The sequence below is a fragment of the Rhodococcus sp. PAMC28707 genome (assembly GCF_004795915.1).
Lineage (GTDB): Bacteria > Actinomycetota > Actinomycetes > Mycobacteriales > Mycobacteriaceae > Rhodococcoides.
This window is the reverse complement of record NZ_CP039253.1, coordinates 3,488,904-3,506,133: the sequence shown is the minus strand read 5'-3', so window position 1 is coordinate 3,506,133 and position 17,230 is coordinate 3,488,904. Positions and strand designations below refer to the sequence as shown.

Here is a 17,230-nt window from a genome sequence, read left to right as displayed (position 1 = left end):
CATGATCTCGTTCGACAAGGTCGTCAAACAATTCGGCAGTCACGTCGTGTTGGACCACTTGGACTTTCGCGTCGCACGTGGCGAGCGCGTCGCACTGATCGGTCCCAGTGGATCCGGAAAGACCACGATCCTTCGCCTGCTCATGACTATCGAGAAAGTCAACGAAGGCGTGATCTGGATCGAGGATCAACCGCTGAGTCACCAGTACAAAGGTGACAAGCTCGTCGTCGCCTCCGAAAAGCATCTCCGATCCGTGCGCACCAAGATCGGCATGGTGTTCCAGCAATTCAATCTTTTCCCCAACATGACGGTGCTGGAAAACATCACCGAAGCACCGATTCACGTTCTCGGGAAAAGCAAAGCCGACGCGATCGCCCGGGCCCGCGAACTTCTCGAAACAGTGGGCCTCGCGGACAAGGAAAACAGTCATCCCACCAAGCTGTCCGGTGGTCAGCAACAGCGCGTCGCCATCGCCCGTGCACTCGCGATGGATCCTGACATTCTGCTCCTCGACGAGGTGACCTCGGCACTCGATCCCGAGCTGGTCGCCGACGTACTCGACGTGCTGCGCACCATCGCCGAAACAACGGACATCACGATGCTCATCGTGACCCACGAAATGGGCTTCGCACGTGACGTCGCAGATCGGGTGCTCGTCTTCGACAACGGAAGAATCCTCGAAGAAGGCACCCCCGAGGACATCTTCACGAACCCGAAGCAGGAGCGAACAAAGGCATTTCTCAAGGCAGTGCTTTCCAACTGACGCAGCAGGGCTCTCGATGTGCTCGCGCGCGTCGGGGAATCATCAACGCCGAGTGAACAATCGACCAATCAGCCATGGTGGTTCCACCGACACGCCTACCCTCGAAACATGAATTCCTCCGCGGAAGTTCCTGCCGGTTACAACACTCCCGTCCCTGACCAGATCATGACGCCCGACAGCGTCGAGACGCGGCTCGGGACTCTCGAGTTCGCCGACGGCTTCCCCAGTGACGAGACTGCGGCAAAAGTGTTCGATCATCTCGACTTTTCCCGTGCGGTGGAGGTGTTCTTGCAGTGCATTCCGGCGGCCTCGATGGAGGGTCTCCGCCGGGGTTTGAACGAAGTGGGTTGCGTTGCGGCCCACAGAGTCGCGCTCGCAGACCAGTTGTTGGATTCCAGCCCGCTGTTTTTGACGGGCAACACCGACACCGTCTACGCGTTGGCGATGCTCGATCTCGATCGCGACGGCCCGACCGTCGTCGAGATTCCGCCGGGTTGCGGGCCCGGCACCGTCAACGACACCTGGTTCCGGTTCGTGACGGATATGGGTGCGCCCGGTCCCGACCGCGGGGCCGGCGGCAACTACCTGCTGGTTCCTACCGGATACGCCGGTGAAATTCCGGACGGCTACTTCGTGGCCGAGTCCCCGAGCGGCGTCAACTTGCTTGCGCTGCGCGGATTTCTGGTCGACGGCAAGACCGACGCCGCGAAAGCGATGTTCGAGGACGGGGTCAAGATCTACCCGTTGTCGACTGCCGACGATCAGCCGAAGATGGAGTTCACCTCGATCTCCGGCAAGACATTCAACACGATCCACGCCAACGACAAAGATTTCTACGAAGAGCTCGCAGCCGTGATCACGCGCGAACCGATCGAGATGATCGATCCCGAGACCAGGGGCCTGCTCGCATCGATCGGCATCCACAAGGACCTGCCATTCGATCCCGACGAGCGGATGCGCGGCATACTTCGCGACGGCGCTGCGGTCGGCAATGCCACCGCTCGCGCAATCTGCTTCAAGACGAGGGATCCTCGCGCGTACTACTACGCGGATAGGAAGTGGAAGACGGGCTTCGTGGGCGGCGACTATCGGTGGCTCGACGGCGATGGCAGAGGGGGACGCAACTTCGACGCACGGACGCTCTTCTTCTACCAGGCGACGCTGAATACGCCGGCGATGGCGCTGGAGATGGTCGGTGTCGGTTCTCAATACGCGATCTCCGAGCACGATGCATCGGGTGAGTACCTGAGCGGGAGCAACACCTACCGGCTCACCCTTCCGGCGGGCATTCCAGCCAAAGATTTCTGGTCGCTGATCGTCTACGACCCCCAGACCCGCTCGGAGCTGCAGACCGGCCAGCCGTTTCCGAGCCGGAGCAGTGAGAAGAACAAGGATGAGCTCACGTACAACAGCGACGGCTCGATCGATCTGACCTTCGGTTCCCAGCAACCGAGTGAGCGCTGGGGCAACTGGATCGAGACGGTGCCCGGCAAGAGCTGGTACGCCATCCTTCGTTTGTACGGTCCGCTTGAGCCCTGGTTCGACAAGACCTGGGTCCCAAGCGATATCGAGCGCCTTTGATTTGTGCCGCACTCGCTCCCGGACAGGTAGGTTCGAAAACCATGAGCAGCCACACCGATACCTCGCTGTCGACGATCGCCCGCGCCGCCTACACGACGTTCGAGCCGTACCACCTCACCTCGTATTTCAATCCACAGCTGAAGTCGGCCGGTGAGGACACCGGCCTCGACGGCCACGCCTGGTACGTCGGCGCGCGGGCGGCACCGCTGGGTGAGACCACGGCAAGCGTCGTTGCGGCGGCCTTCTACAACTTCAATCCCGCGCTGATCGAACGGGTGTGGCCGCTCGCGGTTGCAGCGGGTTTGGAGACGGTGTCGGATCGACGGTGGTCGATGCTCGACTCAGTTCTCGGCGATGCCCTCGGTTCGCTGGCCACCGATGCCGAACTCGTCGAGCTGGCGAAACGACTACACGATGTCGGCGACACCGCAGTTTTCGCCGGACGCACTCTCTCGGCAGCATGGCACTCGGCGGTCGCCCCGGATGTGCCGCATCTCGAGCTCTGGCACGCCATCGCCGTCATCCGCGAGTGGCGGGGCGACGGGCATCTCGCAGCGCTCATCGACGCCGAGCTGGATCCGGCTGAAGCCATGGTCTTCCATGAAGCCGTCCACCCTGACCCGAATGCTCGCAAAGTGCTCGGCAAGCGCATCACTCAGCTCACCCGGCAATGGTCGGACGACGATTGGTCCGCTGCCGCCGACCGCCTCGCGTCCCGGGGTCTGGTCACGCGATCAGACAAGAACGAAGCTCTCACCGACGACGGGGTTGCACTCGATGCTCACATCGAAGCCCGCACCGACGCCATGGCCTCGGCCATCTGGCGCAACGTTCCTGATGCCGAGGAGCTGATCTCTCGAGTGCGGCCCTACGTCAAAGCGATGATCGTCGCCGGGATTCTGCCGGGAACGAAGAAACGCGAAAAGTAGCGCAGCTCGATCATCGGCCGAGTCGATCGTCGACCAGGTCTTTCGCGTCCTTCAGGCCGAGACCGGGATGGTGCTTGCGGAGTAGTTTGATGGCCGGGATCCGACTGTCCGTCGCGCTGATGGCAGCGAGGACATCATCCGCGGGCACCATCGACGGGTCGACGGGCTCGACCGCTTCCGAGGTCGGCCGGAGCCAGTCGAGCAGCATGACCGCTGCGAAAACGGCGAACGCGACTGCATACCAGTTGCCGTTCGTCAGCCCGTCGAAGGCCAAGAACGCTGCACAGAGCGCGACGACGGCCACGACGATGCGCCTGAGGACCTTGCGCTGAGGGCTGGACACCAGTCGACCTTAGCAAGCGGTCAGGCGGGGTCGGGCGGGCGAAAAATGCCTTCGGGAATTGAATCACTCCTACGCATGTTAGTTGAGTCGAAGACGCTCACCCTTTGTAGGAGGAACTCAATGCCGGCTTACTTTGGACCAGAAGGTCCTCGTCGCATCGATATCAGCCGTCTGATGAGCAGGTCCACCCAGTCCCTCATCGGCGACGCAGCCACGTTCGCAGCAGGTCGCGGCGACGCTGAGTTGGATGCGCTCCACGTTCTGCACGTCATGGCGCAGAACGACCCCATCCGGAACCTGATGCAGCGCGCAGGTTCCCAGCCCGACGCCGTCGTCGACGCCGTCGAACTCCGCCTACCGCAGTCGCGCGCTCAAACACCCGCCAACGCCACCGGATTGAGCAGCACCCTCAAGACCGCCATCCTCGAGGCCCATCACATTGCCCTGACACTGGGCTCGACGTACATCGACCCCGAGCATCTCTTCGTGTCCTTCGCAGCCGACCTCGAGCAGATCGCCGGACGACTACTCGCCTCGGAGGGCATCACACCCGAAGGGCTGCAAACTGCGCTCAAGGGTGGCTCGGTGGCTTCCGAATCGAACTCCGACACCCCGACCCTCGACAAGTACGGCGTCGACCTGACCCAACGCGCTCGCGACGGCGGGATCGACCCGGTCATCGGACGCTCCGACGAGATTCAACAAACCATCGAGATCCTCTCGCGTCGCACCAAGAACAATCCTGTTCTCGTCGGCGAAGCAGGCGTCGGTAAGACAGCCGTCGTCGAAGGGCTTGCACAACGCATCGTCGACGGTGACGTCCCCGATCGCCTGAGCGGCAAGCGAATCGTGCAACTCGACCTGTCGTCCATGGTGGCGGGCACTCGGTACCGCGGTGACTTCGAGGAACGGCTCACCAAGGTGATAGACGAAATCGTCGCGCACAAAGACGAACTCATCGTCTTCATCGACGAGGTCCACACGATCGCCGGGGCAGGCGGTGGCGCCGAAGGCGCCATGGATGCCGGAAACATCCTCAAGCCCAAGCTCGCTCGCGGTGAGCTACACATCGTCGGGGCAACCACACTCGATGAATACCGCACCCACATCGAGAAGGATCCGGCTCTCGAACGCCGATTCCAACCCGTCACGGTTCCCGAACCGAGCGTCGAGGACGCTGTTGCGATCCTGACCGGCCTACGGACCCGCTACGAAGAACACCACGGCGTCCGCTACACCGACGACGCGATCACTGCTGCCGTCGAATTGTCCGATCGCTACATCGGCGACCGGTTCCTGCCGGACAAGGCGATCGATCTGATCGACCAGGCAGGTGCGCGCATGCAGTTGAGCACCCCGAGCATCGACAAGGAAGCGATCGAAAAGCAGCTTGCCGCTTTGGAAGTCGACAAGGGTAAGGCGATATCCGACGAGGACTACGAACTGGCGTCGCAGATCCGCGACGAAGCCGTGAAACTGCAGGGACGCCTGAACGGCACCAAGTCCGACGAGGACGTACCCGAGGTGACGGCGACCGACATCGCCTTCGTGGTTTCCCGTTCGACGGGTATCCCCGCGAGCCAGATGACGCAGGCGGAGAAGGAACGGCTGCGGTTGCTCGAATCGGAATTGCACGAGCGCGTCGTCGGACAGGACGAGGCCGTCAAGTCGATCTCACGTGCGGTGCGCCGCAGCCGGACCGGCATGAGCGACCCGAACCGGCCCGTCGGCAGCTTTCTGTTCCTCGGTCCGACCGGGGTCGGAAAGACCGAGCTGGCAAAGGCATTGGCCGCATCATTGTTCGGTGACGAGAAGAAGATGGTGCGTCTGGACATGAGTGAGTTCGGCGAACGCCACACCGTGAGCCGACTCGTCGGGGCTCCTCCCGGATACGTCGGCTACGGCGAGGCTGGGCAGCTCACCGAGCAGGTCCGGCGCAATCCGTATTCGGTAATTCTTCTCGACGAGATCGAGAAGGCACACCCGGACGTGTTCGACACGTTGCTACAGGTGCTCGACGACGGCCGTCTGACCGATGGCCAGGGTCGCACGGTCAACTTCCGCAACACTGTGGTGATCATGACCAGCAACTTGGGGTCGGAATTCATCTCGAGCAAGTCGGGCGGACTGGGCTTCACCACCGGCGCTCAGGACGAGAAGCCGATTCGAGATCGGGTGATGGGGCGGCTACGGGAAGCAATGCGCCCCGAGTTCCTCAACCGGATCGACGAAATCGTCGTCTTCCGCAAGCTCGACACCGAGCAGCTGCATACCATCACCGATCTGATGCTGCAGGAGAGCCGAGAGCGTCTGTCGGCCAGGGGTATCGAGATCAAGTTCAGCGACGCGGCCGTCGACTGGCTCGCCTCGAACGGGCATCAACCCGAGTTCGGTGCGCGTCCGTTGCGTCGGTCGATCCAACGCTCGCTGGATGACCGTATCGCCGACCTGCTGCTCGACGACGTTCTTGCCGAGGGCGGCTCGGTGTCGGTCGACGTAGCCGATGACGAATTGGCCCTGACCGTAGGTTGATTCCACTCCCCCGCCGGTGGTCGCGTAGTCGGTCTACGCGACCACCGGCGGGTTTGTCGCTATTGACATATATGACTCTTTGTCTCACTATCGATACATGACGACCACAATGTCTTCGAAGGCCTCGTACGTGCCCCCCACCGGCGAGGCCTGGCGAAACCCTTTCGACATGTACGCCGCTCTGCGCGAGCATGACCCCGTCCACCGGGTCGTGCCGGCAGAATCACCCGACAACGATTACTGGGTGCTGACCCGACATGCCGATGTGTACGCCGCCGCCCGCGATCACGAGACTTTCTCCTCCGCGGATGGCCTGACCACCCAGTACGGTGAGCTGGACCGAATCGGATTGCGCGACAACCCGCCGATGGTGATGCAGGACCCGCCGCAGCACACCGACTTTCGGCGCCTCGTCGCCCGCGGGTTCACTCCACGGCAGGTCAGTTCCGTCGAACCTCAGGTCCGCGAGTTCGTCATCGAGCGCCTGGAGGAACTCCGCGCGGCCGGCAGCGGAGATATCGTCACGGCACTGTTCAAACCGCTACCGAGCATGGTCGTCGCACACTACCTGGGCGTCCCGGCCGAAGACCGTGGCAAATTCGATGGCTGGACCGACTCGATCGTCACGGCTACCGCCACCGGAAAAACCCTCCATGAGGCCTCCGCTGTGGGAGATCTGATGGGGTACTTCGCCGACCTGATCAATCGCCGTCGCGCCGAAGCGGCCGGGGGTAACACCGGCGAGGACACCATCTCGCATCTGGTCGCAGCCGGAGTCGGCGCGGACGGAGACATCTCCGGGCTGATGTCCATCCTCGGGTTCGCCTTCACCATGGTTACCGGCGGCAACGACACCACGACCGGGATGCTCGGTGGCGCTGTCCAATTGCTGACCCAGCGACTCGACCAACGGGCGTTACTGCTCGAGGACCCGTCTCGCATTCCTGACGCCATCGAGGAACTGCTCCGCCTGACCTCACCGGTGCAAGGACTGGCCCGCACCACCACGCGCGACGTCACCATCGAGGGCGTCACTATTCCAGCGGGACGTAAGGTACTACTGGTCTATGGGTCCGCAAATCGCGACTCGCGTGCCTACGGCCCCGATGCGGAGGAGTTCGACGTGCTGCGTGCCCCACGTCAAATTTTGACCTTCAGCCACGGAGCTCACCACTGCCTCGGCGCAGCCGCCGCAAGAATGCAGGCCCGCGTCGCGCTCGAGGAACTACTGCTGAGATATCCGGACTTCACCGTCGACATCGACGCCGTGGAGTACGCACCCGGCAACTATGTGCGGCGGCCCACCCACGTGCCGTTCGCGGTCCACTGATGGCAGGACCCGATGCAGCGACCTCATCCTGGCTACGTGATGAGCGCACCGAGATCGCGGCAGAGCGAATCCTCGACGCTGCCGCGGAGCTTTTCGTGGTGCGCGGCGTGGCGAGCACCGGCATGGCCGAGATCGCCAAGGCTGCAGGATGTTCGCGGGCAACGCTGTACCGGTACTTCGAGAACCGTCGGGCACTGCACCTGGCGTTCGTACACCGTGAAGCTCGACGGTTGGGTGAGCGGCTCGGGAAGCAGGTCGCGGTCCTCGAGGACCCTCGACGACGCGTCGTCGAGGGAATCCTCGGCGCGTTGAGAGAGGTACGCGCGACACCGATCCTGGCCGCCTGGTTCGGACTCGGCGATGCAGCCATCGCCTCCGAAATCGCCAACACCTCGGAGGTTATAGAGGTGCTGGGCGCAGAATTGCTCGCCGACGCCGGAACCATTGACCAGCAAGAGCTTTCACGGCGCGCCCGGTGGCTGGTTCGGGTGATCGTTTCGCTGCTCACCGTCCCCGGCGCCGACGAGGCCGACGAGCGCGCCATGATCGAACAGTTCGTGGTGCCGGCCTTGCTGGCACCGTTCTGACCGCATCGCATCGCATCGCATCGCATCGAGGGAGCAATCGTGAACCGGCAGTCCCAGCAGGCTCTGTTCCTTTTCGCACTCACCTTCGTCCTGATAGCCACCGTCGGTGGCGGTGTCGCTTCGGCGCAGACCACTTGGGGTCCCCTCGCCCCTGCCAACCCATTCCTCGGGCCCGTCGGTACATCCACGATGCATGGCGATGCCGGCTCCTCCGACGCAACGCATCTCGCCGGTCCCAGCGGACCACTCACGGTGGACTCACTGCCGTTGGCTGCCGCCTGCCCAACCCTGTTGGAAAGTTCCGATGGGATGGTGCTCGCTCTGTGCACCGCAATCCTCGACCAGACACCGATCGTGCACCTGATCGACACCTCGATGCTCGGCAGCGGTGCAGCGGCCTCGGTCGCGAACCTCGCACTTCCGAAGGGCAGCCTCCTCGGGGGCGTATATGCCTTCCTGGACAACGCCGATCGACTCGTCGCTGTGGGCGGTGACCGCATGCTCGTCCGAGTGGGGCACCACCGGACGCCGCTGGGCGCCTGGACGCTGACCATCGATCAGTCCGTCGACTTGACCGCGTCAATCCCCAACGGCGACAACGTCACCGGGCTTGCCCCCGATTGGGAGGGCAACATCTGGTTCGCCACTGGCGCCGGCCGAATCGGGATCGTGGACGACGCTGACACCATACGAACTCTGCAGCTCCCCGCGGGCGAGCACGTGGCAAACAGCATCTCCAGCTCCACCAGCGGGATTGCCGTCGCCACCACCCACGCGCTCTACCAGCTCAGCGTCGACGGCGGCGCTCCGAAGATCGATTGGCGTGCATCCTACGATCGCGGTAGCGCTCGCAAGCCCGGCCAACTGAGCTGGGGTACCGGCTCCACACCGACATACTTCGGCCCGACCACCGGAGCCGACTACCTGACCATCGTCGACAATGCCGACGCTCAGGTAGCGCTGCAGGTATATCGCGCTTCGACCGGAGAGCTCGTGTGCTCGCAACCCGTCCTCACCACCGGAGGCCCTGGTAGCGAGAACTCACCGATCGGCGTCGGTAACTCGGTATTCGTGGCGAGCACCTATGGATACCCGTACCCCAGGGTGCCCGAGGACGCCGGCCCCGCGATGCCGGCCACGGCACCCTTCACCGGAGGGATGACCAGGGTCGACCTCGACGGCTCCGACTGCCACACAGTGTGGGACAACAAGGTGCGTAGCGCCGCCTTGCCGCGCCTGTCCACAGCGGACGGCCACCTGTATACCGTCGTCCGTCAGGAGCTTCCCCTGTCCTCCGCCGCTACCTCGGCTTTGGACGGATTCGAGTACACGGTGATCGATCCGAGCACCGGTTCGGTGCTGGACACTCAGCAGTTGCCGGGCTCGGTCGTGAACGACACACTGCAGACGTCAGGACTCATCACCTCGAGGGGCGAGTATCTGCAGGGCACTCTCAGTGGGCTGATCCGGGTGCGTTCCCTGTGAAACTTCATGACCCGATCACCCCCACCGACCAGCTGTGCGGCAATCGACGCGATCGAATTGGAACAACGAGGTACCCCCATCCTGTTGAAGCCGGTATGACAACCTACAAAACTGTCAATCCTGCCAACGGCACAACCGTGAAGGAATTCGAGACCCTCGACACTGCCGGTGTCGAGCGAGTGCTCGCCGCTGCACACTCCGGCTACCTGACGTGGAGCAAGACGTCGCCGAAGCATCGTGCAGAGATCCTGCACAAAGTTGCCGACCTCTATGTCGAACGATCCGACGAGTTGGCTCGAAGCATTGCCGTCGAGATGGGCAAGCCGCTCGCCCAAGCGAAGGGCGAGGTTCAGTTGTCCTCGGCCATCTACCAGTACTACGCCGACAACGGCCCGACGTTGCTCGAGGACGAGAAACTCGACGTCCCCGGGGCCGAGGAGTCCGTGCTTCAGCGCAAGCCGATCGGTGCGCTCATCGGCGTCATGCCGTGGAACTTCCCGTATTACCAAGTTGCTCGGTTCGCCGGCCCGAATCTGATGCTCGGTAACACGATCCTGCTCAAGCACGCACCGAACTGTCCGCAGTCGGCTCTGCTCATGGAGGAAATCTTCCAGCAGGCGGGTCTGCCCGCAGATGCGTACATCAACATCTTCGCGAGCAACGAGCAGATCGCAGACATGATTGCCGATCCGCGGGTCCAGGGCGTATCACTCACCGGTAGCGAGCGCGCCGGCACTTCGGTGGGCGAGACAGCCGGCCGTAACCTCAAGAAGGTCGTGCTGGAACTGGGAGGTTCCGATGCGTTCATCCTCCTCGACACTGACGACATGGATGCCACCGTCCAATCGGCAACGCGTGCGCGGCTGTCCAATGCCGGTCAGGCATGCAACTCCGCCAAGCGCCTCATCGTCACCGAGCAGTACTTCGACGAGTTCGTCACCAAGCTGACCGCGTCGTTCGGCGCAACTACCACAGGTGATCCGCTGGATGAGAACACTGTCCTCGGACCGTTGTCCTCGCAGACGGCCGCAGACACACTCATCGAGCAGATCGAGGACGCCGTCGCCAAGGGAGCCACCTTGCTCACCGGCGGTAAGAAGGTCGACGGACCAGGCGCGTACGTCGAGCCGACACTGTTGACCAATGTCACCCCGGATATGCGCGCGTACAGCGAAGAGCTGTTCGGGCCCGCAGGGGTGATCTACAAGGTGAAGGATGCCGAGGAAGCGATCGAGTTGGCCAACGCGTCCGCATACGGGTTGAGTGGCTCGGTGTGGAGCACCGACCTCGACAACGCGCGGACAGTGGCAAACCAACTCGACGTGGGAATGGCCTTCGTCAACGAGCACGGCACCACGCTCCCCGGCCTACCGTTCGGTGGGGTCAAGCGCTCCGGCGTCGGCCGCGAACTGGGTCCGTGGGGCATGGACGAGTTCGTGAACAAGAAGCTCGTTCGCGTCTCCAAGAAGTAAACAGTCGATCTGATGGGCCGCGCCGGAATTCCTTTCCGGCGCGGCTTTTCGCGTTGGTAGGAACACATCAGTGTTCGACACGCCGCAAACGAACCAACCCCGAAAGTCATGTCATTCGATTGAATGACATGGCCAATTAGATTGCAGCGCGGGATTTTTCGCTTCCGATGCATTTTCCGGCCGCCGTCGCGCATGATTCGACCAGTTCGACGGTCTGCAATGTCGGAGCAGACTACTAAGGTGAATTCGCAAGGCAAGAACGAACCCACATCGGGCACCTCCCGATGGCGGTAACCAGCTACATCCACGGTTCCGCGTGCGATCAAGGAGGTACCACGTGTCCGAGGAACTCGAGTTCGATTCCGGACTCGACGCGGCATGGCTCCGATTCACTGTTCGCCTAGGTTGCTACTTTGCCGCGATGCGATGCGGCGACACACTCTCGATCTGCACCACGACCACACGCGACAGGTTGAGCGAGAACGACCTGTTCCTGACGGTCACCGGACGTATGGATGGGTCCGTTCGCGTCGACGTGACGATTCAGCACGCGATCGTTCGAGTAATGACGACTGAAGATCGCATCATGTTGGCGCACGCGGGGTGGGACGGAGTCGACAGCGGCTCCCCCTCCGCGCACCACTCACTCGACTTGTACGTCCTTGCCGCAGCCGAGGACACCGAATTTGCATCGGCCGCGATCACCACCCTGTTGCGCGAGATCCGCGGCGTCAGGCATCCATCTCTTCTCGCTGCCTGGGCCGACGGCAGTCCGCCGTCCACAGTTTTCGACACCGAGTCCGCCTTGGAAGGCTGGGATGCGCCGAGTCCCTACGATCGACTTTCGTCACAGGTCGACGCGATACTCGACTCGATCATGTTCGCTGAGCCGACCAAGGATGCCGACGGAAACATAGCTTTCCCATTCGACTGCGGGACTGCCTACTTACGAGTGTTGGATGCCGAACCCGTCGTAGAGCTGTTCATTGCTTTCGACGTCGATCCGCAGTGTCGAGCAGCAGTGCCGAGAACTCAGCGCCTCGCACTTTCCTGGCCCGATATCAATTTCCGATTCACCGATGACACGGTGGTCGCGACTACGAGAATCGACTGCTCACCATTGGTCGAGGAGCACCTCGGGCGTGGGCTCGGGATGTTCGTTCGTTTCATCTCCGAGTGCGGCGAAGCCCTGGCAGCCCAGCTGCAGCAGCGGTCCAACGATGAGACGATCCTCCCCGAAGAGCTGAGGGCGCTAATCTACTCGGACCTGCCGGACCTGCCGGGCCAGGCGCCCGACTCGCGGCACGTGGCCTCGGTCTGCGGGCATGATCGACTCACCATCCTGGAACTTCTACGGGCATGTGGGAGCGAGCACTTCAGCTGGGTCCAACTTGCGGATAATGCCATCGCAGTGGGCAACACCGATTCGGTGCTCCGCCGTAAAGCCGAAGCGTGGCGTCGAGCCGAGGAATCCATGCGGGCCGCGCTGCGCTTCGTCGTCGACGGTCCCGGCCATCGAACCGTCGGATCCGGACGACAAGCGCGGGCGTTTCCTGCGCACTCCCGGTCGCAAGATGATCCAATACGCGACTAGTCTGGATGGAAATACGCAAACCGGACAGGCACGACGCAGCGCGAAAGGTTTCATCCATGGCCATCGACTACACCCGCAAGCCCACGACACCGCCGGCGGCGGCAGTGAGCCTGAGCAAGGTGACCTTGTCCAAGGCCGCACCCACCATCAGCCTGACGAAGTCCGGTGAGAAACAAGGCGCGATGCGCGTAAATCTCAACTGGTCGAGCGGCGCGGCCGCGCCGCAGCCTAAGAAGAAGGGTTTCCTCGCCAAGCTCGCTGCCGCCTCGTACGGCAGCGGCGGAGTCGACCTCGACCTCGGATGCTTGTACGAGCTGGCCGACGGCACCAAGGGTGTTATCCAAGCACTCGGAAAAAGCTTCGGCTCCCTCGACACAGCGCCCTACATCGCGCTCGATGGCGACGACCGTTCAGGCACTGTGACCGGCGGCGAGAACATGCATATCAACCTCGCGCGGCCGGAGAATTTCAAGCGGATACTGATCTTCGCCATGATCTACGACGGCGCACCCAACTGGGCCGCAGTCGACGGCGTCGTCACCCTCTTCCCCACTACCGGACCCCAGGTAGAGGTTCGGCTCGACTCCGACAACAACTCCGCCCGCATCTGCTCGATCGCACTGCTGGAGAACACCAAGCAGGGTATTACCGTAACCCGCGAGGTCGAGTACATCGAGGGCAGCCAGTCGGACCTGGACAAGAAGTACGGGTGGGGCATGAAGTGGGCAGCAGGACGAAAGTAGCTATCCCACTGCCCCTTTACCAATTCTCCGAGTCAGGGAACGATCCAGGATCCGCGGCCGGTGATGATCGTCAGGCTTAAGTTGCCATCGATTCGGGCAGTCGCTTCGATGCGCCCGACACCGGTCGGCTTCCACGGATCCCATTCCGCCACCCCCACCGGCATCGACCACGACCCGGTGGCGCCGGTGTCGAGGTTGCGCCAGTTCACGGTGCAACCACAGTGGGTACCGTTCCGAAGGAAGAGCGTTTTACCCGGCTGGCTGGGATCTGTCCGCGCGACCAGTGTCGAGTAAACGAAAAGGTTTTCGCTGCCCGCATAACCGTCACTCTTAATATTGAGACCGACGACCGGTGACGAGAAATTCGTCGAACCGACACTCGGCTGAGCCCCCGCGGACGGTGTCACCACGAACATCACCGCCAAAGCCGCGAACGAAATTGCGATGCCCTTGCCGATTTTCGAAGTTACACCGGTAATACCCGTGCGTTTGTTCATGGCTCCCCCGAAGTAGACGACTCGTGTCGGGAGAGATATCGACCGCCGCATTTGTCGCGTTACAAACCATTGCCTCGATCTACTTGCCGTCGGGGATGAGAATTTCCGGCGCGACGGGCTTACTCATCAGATGTGGACGGCGAGGTGAAACATCAACGCGCACTGGACAAGAAGTACGGGTCGGGCATGAAGTGGACAGCAGGACGAAAGTAGCTATCCCACTGCCCCTTTACGAATTCTCCGAGTCAGGGAACGATCCAGGATCCGCGGCCGGTGATGATCGTCAGGCTGAAGTTGCCATTAATTCGGGCAGTCGCTTCGATGCGCCCGACACCGGTCGGCTTCCAAGCATCCGCTTCCCACACCGGCGGCATGGTCCACGACCCGGTGGCCCCGGTATCGAGATTGCGCCAGTTCACGGTGCAACCGCAGTGGCTGCCGTTGTGAAGAAAGCGCGTCTTACCTGGCTGGCTGGAATCCGTCTGCGCGACCAGTGTCGAGTAGACGAAGGGAGTTTCGCCGCCCGCATAGCCGGTATTTTGAACATTGAGACCGACGACTGGTGACGAGAAGTCGCTCGAACCGACACCCGGCTGGGCCCCCGCAGATGGTGTCACCACGAACATCACCGCCAAAGCCGCGAACGAAATTGCGATGGCCCTGCCAACTCGCGAAGTTCCACCGGTAATACCTGTGCGTTTGTTCATGGCTCCCCCGAAGTAGACGATTCGTATCGGGAGAGATATCGACTGCCACGTCGGTCGCGTTACTAATCGACCGTCACTTCACCGGCGACCTCAGTTCACGCTTGAGGAGCTTGCCACTTTGGTTGCGCGGCAACTCGTCGACGAACACCACGTTCTTGGGAACCTTGAACGGCGCGATCAATCCCTTCACATGGGCGATGAGTGCATCGGCGGTGGCGTCGTGGCCGTCCTTGAGCACGACGACAGCGGTGACAGCCTCGATCCACTTGTCGTCGGGGGTCCCGATGACGGCGACCTCGGCGACGGCAGGGTGCGTATAGATCGCGTCCTCGACTTCACGCGACGCGACGAGGATACCGCCGGTGTTGATGACGTCTTTGATGCGATCGACGACGGTAATGAAGCCCTCCGAGTCGCGCGTCACCAGGTCCCCGGAATGAAACCACCCGTCGCGGAATGCATCTGCCGTCGCATCCGGGTTGTCCCAGTAGCCGTCGCACAGCTGCGGCGATCGATACAGCACCTCACCAGGTTCGCCGTCGGGAACGTCGTTACCGTCGGCGTCGACGACACGAGTCTCGACGAAGAACACGGCCCTCCCGCAGGAAGCCGGCCGGTCCTCGTGCTCCTCAGGTTGCAATACCGTTGCCAGCGGCCCGATTTCGGACTGACCGAAGCAGTTGTAGAACTCGATGTTCGGGTACTTCGCGCGTAATCGGTTGAGGACCGTCACCGGCATGATCGACGCCCCGTACTGCGCTTTGGTCAAGGAAGACAGGTCACGGGTCTCGAGATCTGGATGATTGGCGAGCGGGACCCAGACCGTGGGCGCCAAGAACAACGAGCCGATCCGATCAGCTTCGATCCTCCGCAGAATTTCCGGCACGACGGGCTTGCTCATCAGATGTATCGTTGCGCCGACCGACAGATACGGCAGCGTGAATACATGCATTCCCGCCGAGTGGTAGAGCGGCATCACCACGAGCGGATTGTCGTCTCGTCCTAGACCGAGAGCAATTACCGAGGACACGTACTCGGCTACCAGTGCGCCATGAGACATCATGGCGCCCTTGGGCTTCGACGTCGTTCCTGAGGTGTAGAGAAGCTGTGCGAGATCGCCGGATTCGACAGCGGAGTCGAGTTCGGACGCATCCTCGTCGAACGCCAGATCCACCAAGTCCGCAAGGGAAAGAACGACATCGATATCGTGTTCACGCCGAACCGACTGCAAGACGTCGGCGAGTTCGGGATCGACCAGTGCGGCGCGCGCCCCCGACTGAGCAATGAGGTAGCCGAGCTCGTTCCCCACCAATGCGTAGTTCACCGGGACGTGAATCAGTCCCGCCCTTGCACACGCCAAGAAACCGACGAGATACGCGTCCGAGTTGACCCCGTAGGCTGCGACGCGGTCGCCCTTCACCAGGCCTAAAGAGAGCAGATACCGGGCCACCCGACTGACGGTCTCGTCGAGGTGACGGTAGGTAAGGCTTCGGCCGTCGAAGACTACGGCTGGGCGGTTCGGAAATCGGGCGGCCGACCGCCGCAAGATGCCATCGACAGTGTTGACGCGCGTACCGGTGCTCATCACGCAAGGTTATAGGACGTCCAAGCAATTTAGTAGGTCTGTGACCGCCGGCCCGGATGCGTCGGTACTTCAGCTCCATCGATGGGCATCTGGCCTACAACCAGGACACGGACTGTAGTTAGATCAGAACCATGAACTCTCCTTCGTTCGATCTCACCCGTTTCGACGTATCGGAATTGGGTTCGATCTCAGCCCTCTTCGCAGCGAAAGGATTCACCAGCGGTCTGTACGTACTGCACTTCGCGAACAACGAGGCCTACGCGGGCCGATCTCTGGACGTCGCTGCACGGTTCCTCGATGACCGTCGTGAGTGGTCCGATATCGAGTTTCTCGAGTTTGCGTCCTGGCCCGCAGACGATGCCGAACGTGCGCTCGCCGAGTTGCAGGAACTTCTCGCCCGGACCTCCGTGCTCAGAGCACGGACGGCGCAGACGTCGGATGCAGTTGCCGGTCCGTCGCCGTTTCCGTCCGATCGCAGTGAGCGAATCACCATCACCGCCGGTGCGACCACCTCAGCTCGGTCACGCTTCTGGGAGTTGTCCGATCATATTGCGTATCAGGATATTCGGAGCATAGTCGCCGACTACATCAACGCGTCGATCTCCGATCCCGCGAACACTGCGCGCTACCTCTGGAATATCACCGCGCTGCCCTCGACTGCGAAAGCCGAAGGCAGTCGGCGACTTCTGACGTTGAACTGCGGCAGCCTGGAGACGTTGTTCGTCACGGAGTACACCAACGACGACGATGATTCGATCGAGCTGGTCATGACCGTCAATACCGATATTCCGACCGGTTACTCCGACACCCAACTCGAGTTCGCGAACGATGTCGTCACGGCGGCGCGAGGGGAATACGAGAGCCATGATGTGTGGTCATGGCAGATCGACATCGGGGCACTGTTGTCCGGCGACGCCGAGGTCGACTTCGGGGTCGCAGATGATGTGTTCGACGATCTCGCGTACAACCTCAACACCCGCCTCATGAACCAGCACGACTCGCCGTACGCCGACCATCACAACAACGATCTCGCGAACGACCTTGTTGCCGAGGCATATCGACAGCTCCTCGACGCCGAGTAG

At 62.1% G+C, this 17,230-nt stretch carries 15 protein-coding genes; 11 read left to right on the top strand and 4 right to left on the bottom strand.

Translation table 11 applies throughout. The features are described 5' to 3' along the window. Position 1 precedes the first annotated feature (1 nt). From ehuA to E5720_RS16095, 3 genes are all read left to right on the top strand, one after another. The gene (gene ehuA / locus E5720_RS16105; protein ID WP_136172748.1) at positions 2 to 763 is read left to right on the top strand and encodes an ectoine/hydroxyectoine ABC transporter ATP-binding protein EhuA; all 762 of its coding nucleotides are present in this window, start codon (positions 2 to 4) and stop codon (positions 761 to 763) included. A 108-nt stretch (positions 764 to 871) separates the two neighbouring features. Then, the gene (locus E5720_RS16100) at positions 872 to 2,344 is read left to right on the top strand and encodes a DUF1254 domain-containing protein (RefSeq protein ID WP_136171479.1); all 1,473 of its coding nucleotides are present in this window, start codon (positions 872 to 874) and stop codon (positions 2,342 to 2,344) included. A 41-nt stretch (positions 2,345 to 2,385) separates the two neighbouring features. Further along, positions 2,386 to 3,273 (top strand): hypothetical protein, encoded by an 888-nt coding sequence (locus E5720_RS16095; RefSeq protein ID WP_136171478.1) that lies wholly within the window; start codon positions 2,386 to 2,388, stop codon positions 3,271 to 3,273. Between the two features lie 10 nt (positions 3,274 to 3,283). Here E5720_RS16095 and E5720_RS21725 read toward each other — a convergent pair whose 3' ends face one another. Next, entirely contained in the window at positions 3,284 to 3,616 is a 333-nt protein-coding gene (locus tag E5720_RS21725; protein WP_168708362.1) for a ribosomal protein L7/L12, read from the bottom strand. 120 nt (positions 3,617 to 3,736) lie between these two features. On the opposite strand from E5720_RS21725, the gene E5720_RS16085 reads away from it, so the two are divergent. The 7 genes from E5720_RS16085 (at position 3,737) to E5720_RS16055 (ending at position 13,359) form a co-directional block, all read left to right on the top strand. Further along, positions 3,737 to 6,148 carry an ATP-dependent Clp protease ATP-binding subunit gene (locus E5720_RS16085; RefSeq protein WP_136171477.1) on the top strand — a complete coding sequence of 804 codons (2,412 nt, stop codon included), beginning with the start codon at positions 3,737 to 3,739 and terminating at the stop codon, positions 6,146 to 6,148. Between the two features lie 97 nt (positions 6,149 to 6,245). Beyond that, complete coding sequence (locus tag E5720_RS16080) at positions 6,246 to 7,478, top strand: cytochrome P450 (RefSeq protein WP_136171476.1); 1,233 nt, start codon at positions 6,246 to 6,248, stop codon at positions 7,476 to 7,478. After that, positions 7,478 to 8,065, top strand: coding sequence for a TetR/AcrR family transcriptional regulator (locus E5720_RS16075; RefSeq protein ID WP_136171475.1), 588 nt, complete (start codon positions 7,478 to 7,480; stop codon positions 8,063 to 8,065). Before E5720_RS16080 ends, E5720_RS16075 begins: the two co-directional genes overlap by 1 nt. A gap of 39 nt (positions 8,066 to 8,104) precedes the next feature. After that, positions 8,105 to 9,550 carry a hypothetical protein gene (locus E5720_RS16070; RefSeq protein ID WP_136171474.1) on the top strand — a complete coding sequence of 482 codons (1,446 nt, stop codon included), beginning with the start codon at positions 8,105 to 8,107 and terminating at the stop codon, positions 9,548 to 9,550. A 95-nt stretch (positions 9,551 to 9,645) separates the two neighbouring features. After that, complete coding sequence (locus E5720_RS16065) at positions 9,646 to 11,022, top strand: NAD-dependent succinate-semialdehyde dehydrogenase (RefSeq protein ID WP_136171473.1); 1,377 nt, start codon at positions 9,646 to 9,648, stop codon at positions 11,020 to 11,022. Positions 11,023 to 11,359: 337 nt separating this feature from the next. Further along, positions 11,360 to 12,616, top strand: coding sequence for a hypothetical protein (locus tag E5720_RS16060; protein WP_136171472.1), 1,257 nt, complete (start codon positions 11,360 to 11,362; stop codon positions 12,614 to 12,616). A gap of 56 nt (positions 12,617 to 12,672) precedes the next feature. Further along, positions 12,673 to 13,359, top strand: a complete 687-nt coding sequence (locus E5720_RS16055) for a tellurium resistance protein (RefSeq protein WP_136171471.1) — start codon at positions 12,673 to 12,675, stop codon at positions 13,357 to 13,359. Between the two features lie 32 nt (positions 13,360 to 13,391). Here the strand turns inward: E5720_RS16055 and E5720_RS16050 are convergent, their stop codons facing one another. From E5720_RS16050 to E5720_RS16040, 3 genes are all read right to left on the bottom strand, one after another. After that, a complete protein-coding gene (locus E5720_RS16050) occupies positions 13,392 to 13,856 on the bottom strand; it encodes a hypothetical protein (protein WP_136171470.1) in 465 nt (154 codons plus the stop codon). A 245-nt stretch (positions 13,857 to 14,101) separates the two neighbouring features. Continuing rightward, entirely contained in the window at positions 14,102 to 14,563 is a 462-nt protein-coding gene (locus tag E5720_RS16045) for a hypothetical protein (RefSeq protein ID WP_136171469.1), read from the bottom strand. A 73-nt stretch (positions 14,564 to 14,636) separates the two neighbouring features. After that, positions 14,637 to 16,148, bottom strand: a complete 1,512-nt coding sequence (locus tag E5720_RS16040; RefSeq protein WP_136171468.1) for an acyl-CoA synthetase — start codon at positions 16,146 to 16,148, stop codon at positions 14,637 to 14,639. Positions 16,149 to 16,279: 131 nt separating this feature from the next. Between E5720_RS16040 and E5720_RS16035 the strand changes: the two genes are divergently transcribed. Then, positions 16,280 to 17,230, top strand: coding sequence for a hypothetical protein (locus E5720_RS16035; RefSeq protein ID WP_247595995.1), 951 nt, complete (start codon positions 16,280 to 16,282; stop codon positions 17,228 to 17,230).

What these genes read in the sequence shown, in the direction of transcription:
- ehuA (WP_136172748.1), top strand. Translation starts at nt 2, where the DNA reads ATGATCTCGTTCGACAAGGTCGTCAAACAATTCGGCAGTCACGTCGTG.
- E5720_RS16100 (WP_136171479.1), top strand. Translation starts at nt 872, where the DNA reads ATGAATTCCTCCGCGGAAGTTCCTGCCGGTTACAACACTCCCGTCCCT.
- E5720_RS16095 (WP_136171478.1), top strand. Translation starts at nt 2,386, where the DNA reads ATGAGCAGCCACACCGATACCTCGCTGTCGACGATCGCCCGCGCCGCC.
- E5720_RS16085 (WP_136171477.1), top strand. Translation starts at nt 3,737, where the DNA reads ATGCCGGCTTACTTTGGACCAGAAGGTCCTCGTCGCATCGATATCAGC.
- E5720_RS16080 (WP_136171476.1), top strand. Translation starts at nt 6,246, where the DNA reads ATGACGACCACAATGTCTTCGAAGGCCTCGTACGTGCCCCCCACCGGC.
- E5720_RS16075 (WP_136171475.1), top strand. Translation starts at nt 7,478, where the DNA reads ATGGCAGGACCCGATGCAGCGACCTCATCCTGGCTACGTGATGAGCGC.
- E5720_RS16065 (WP_136171473.1), top strand. Translation starts at nt 9,646, where the DNA reads ATGACAACCTACAAAACTGTCAATCCTGCCAACGGCACAACCGTGAAG.
- E5720_RS16055 (WP_136171471.1), top strand. Translation starts at nt 12,673, where the DNA reads ATGGCCATCGACTACACCCGCAAGCCCACGACACCGCCGGCGGCGGCA.
- E5720_RS16050 (WP_136171470.1), bottom strand. Translation starts at nt 13,856, where the DNA reads ATGAACAAACGCACGGGTATTACCGGTGTAACTTCGAAAATCGGCAAG.
- E5720_RS16045 (WP_136171469.1), bottom strand. Translation starts at nt 14,563, where the DNA reads ATGAACAAACGCACAGGTATTACCGGTGGAACTTCGCGAGTTGGCAGG.
- E5720_RS16040 (WP_136171468.1), bottom strand. Translation starts at nt 16,148, where the DNA reads ATGAGCACCGGTACGCGCGTCAACACTGTCGATGGCATCTTGCGGCGG.
- E5720_RS16035 (WP_247595995.1), top strand. Translation starts at nt 16,280, where the DNA reads ATGAACTCTCCTTCGTTCGATCTCACCCGTTTCGACGTATCGGAATTG.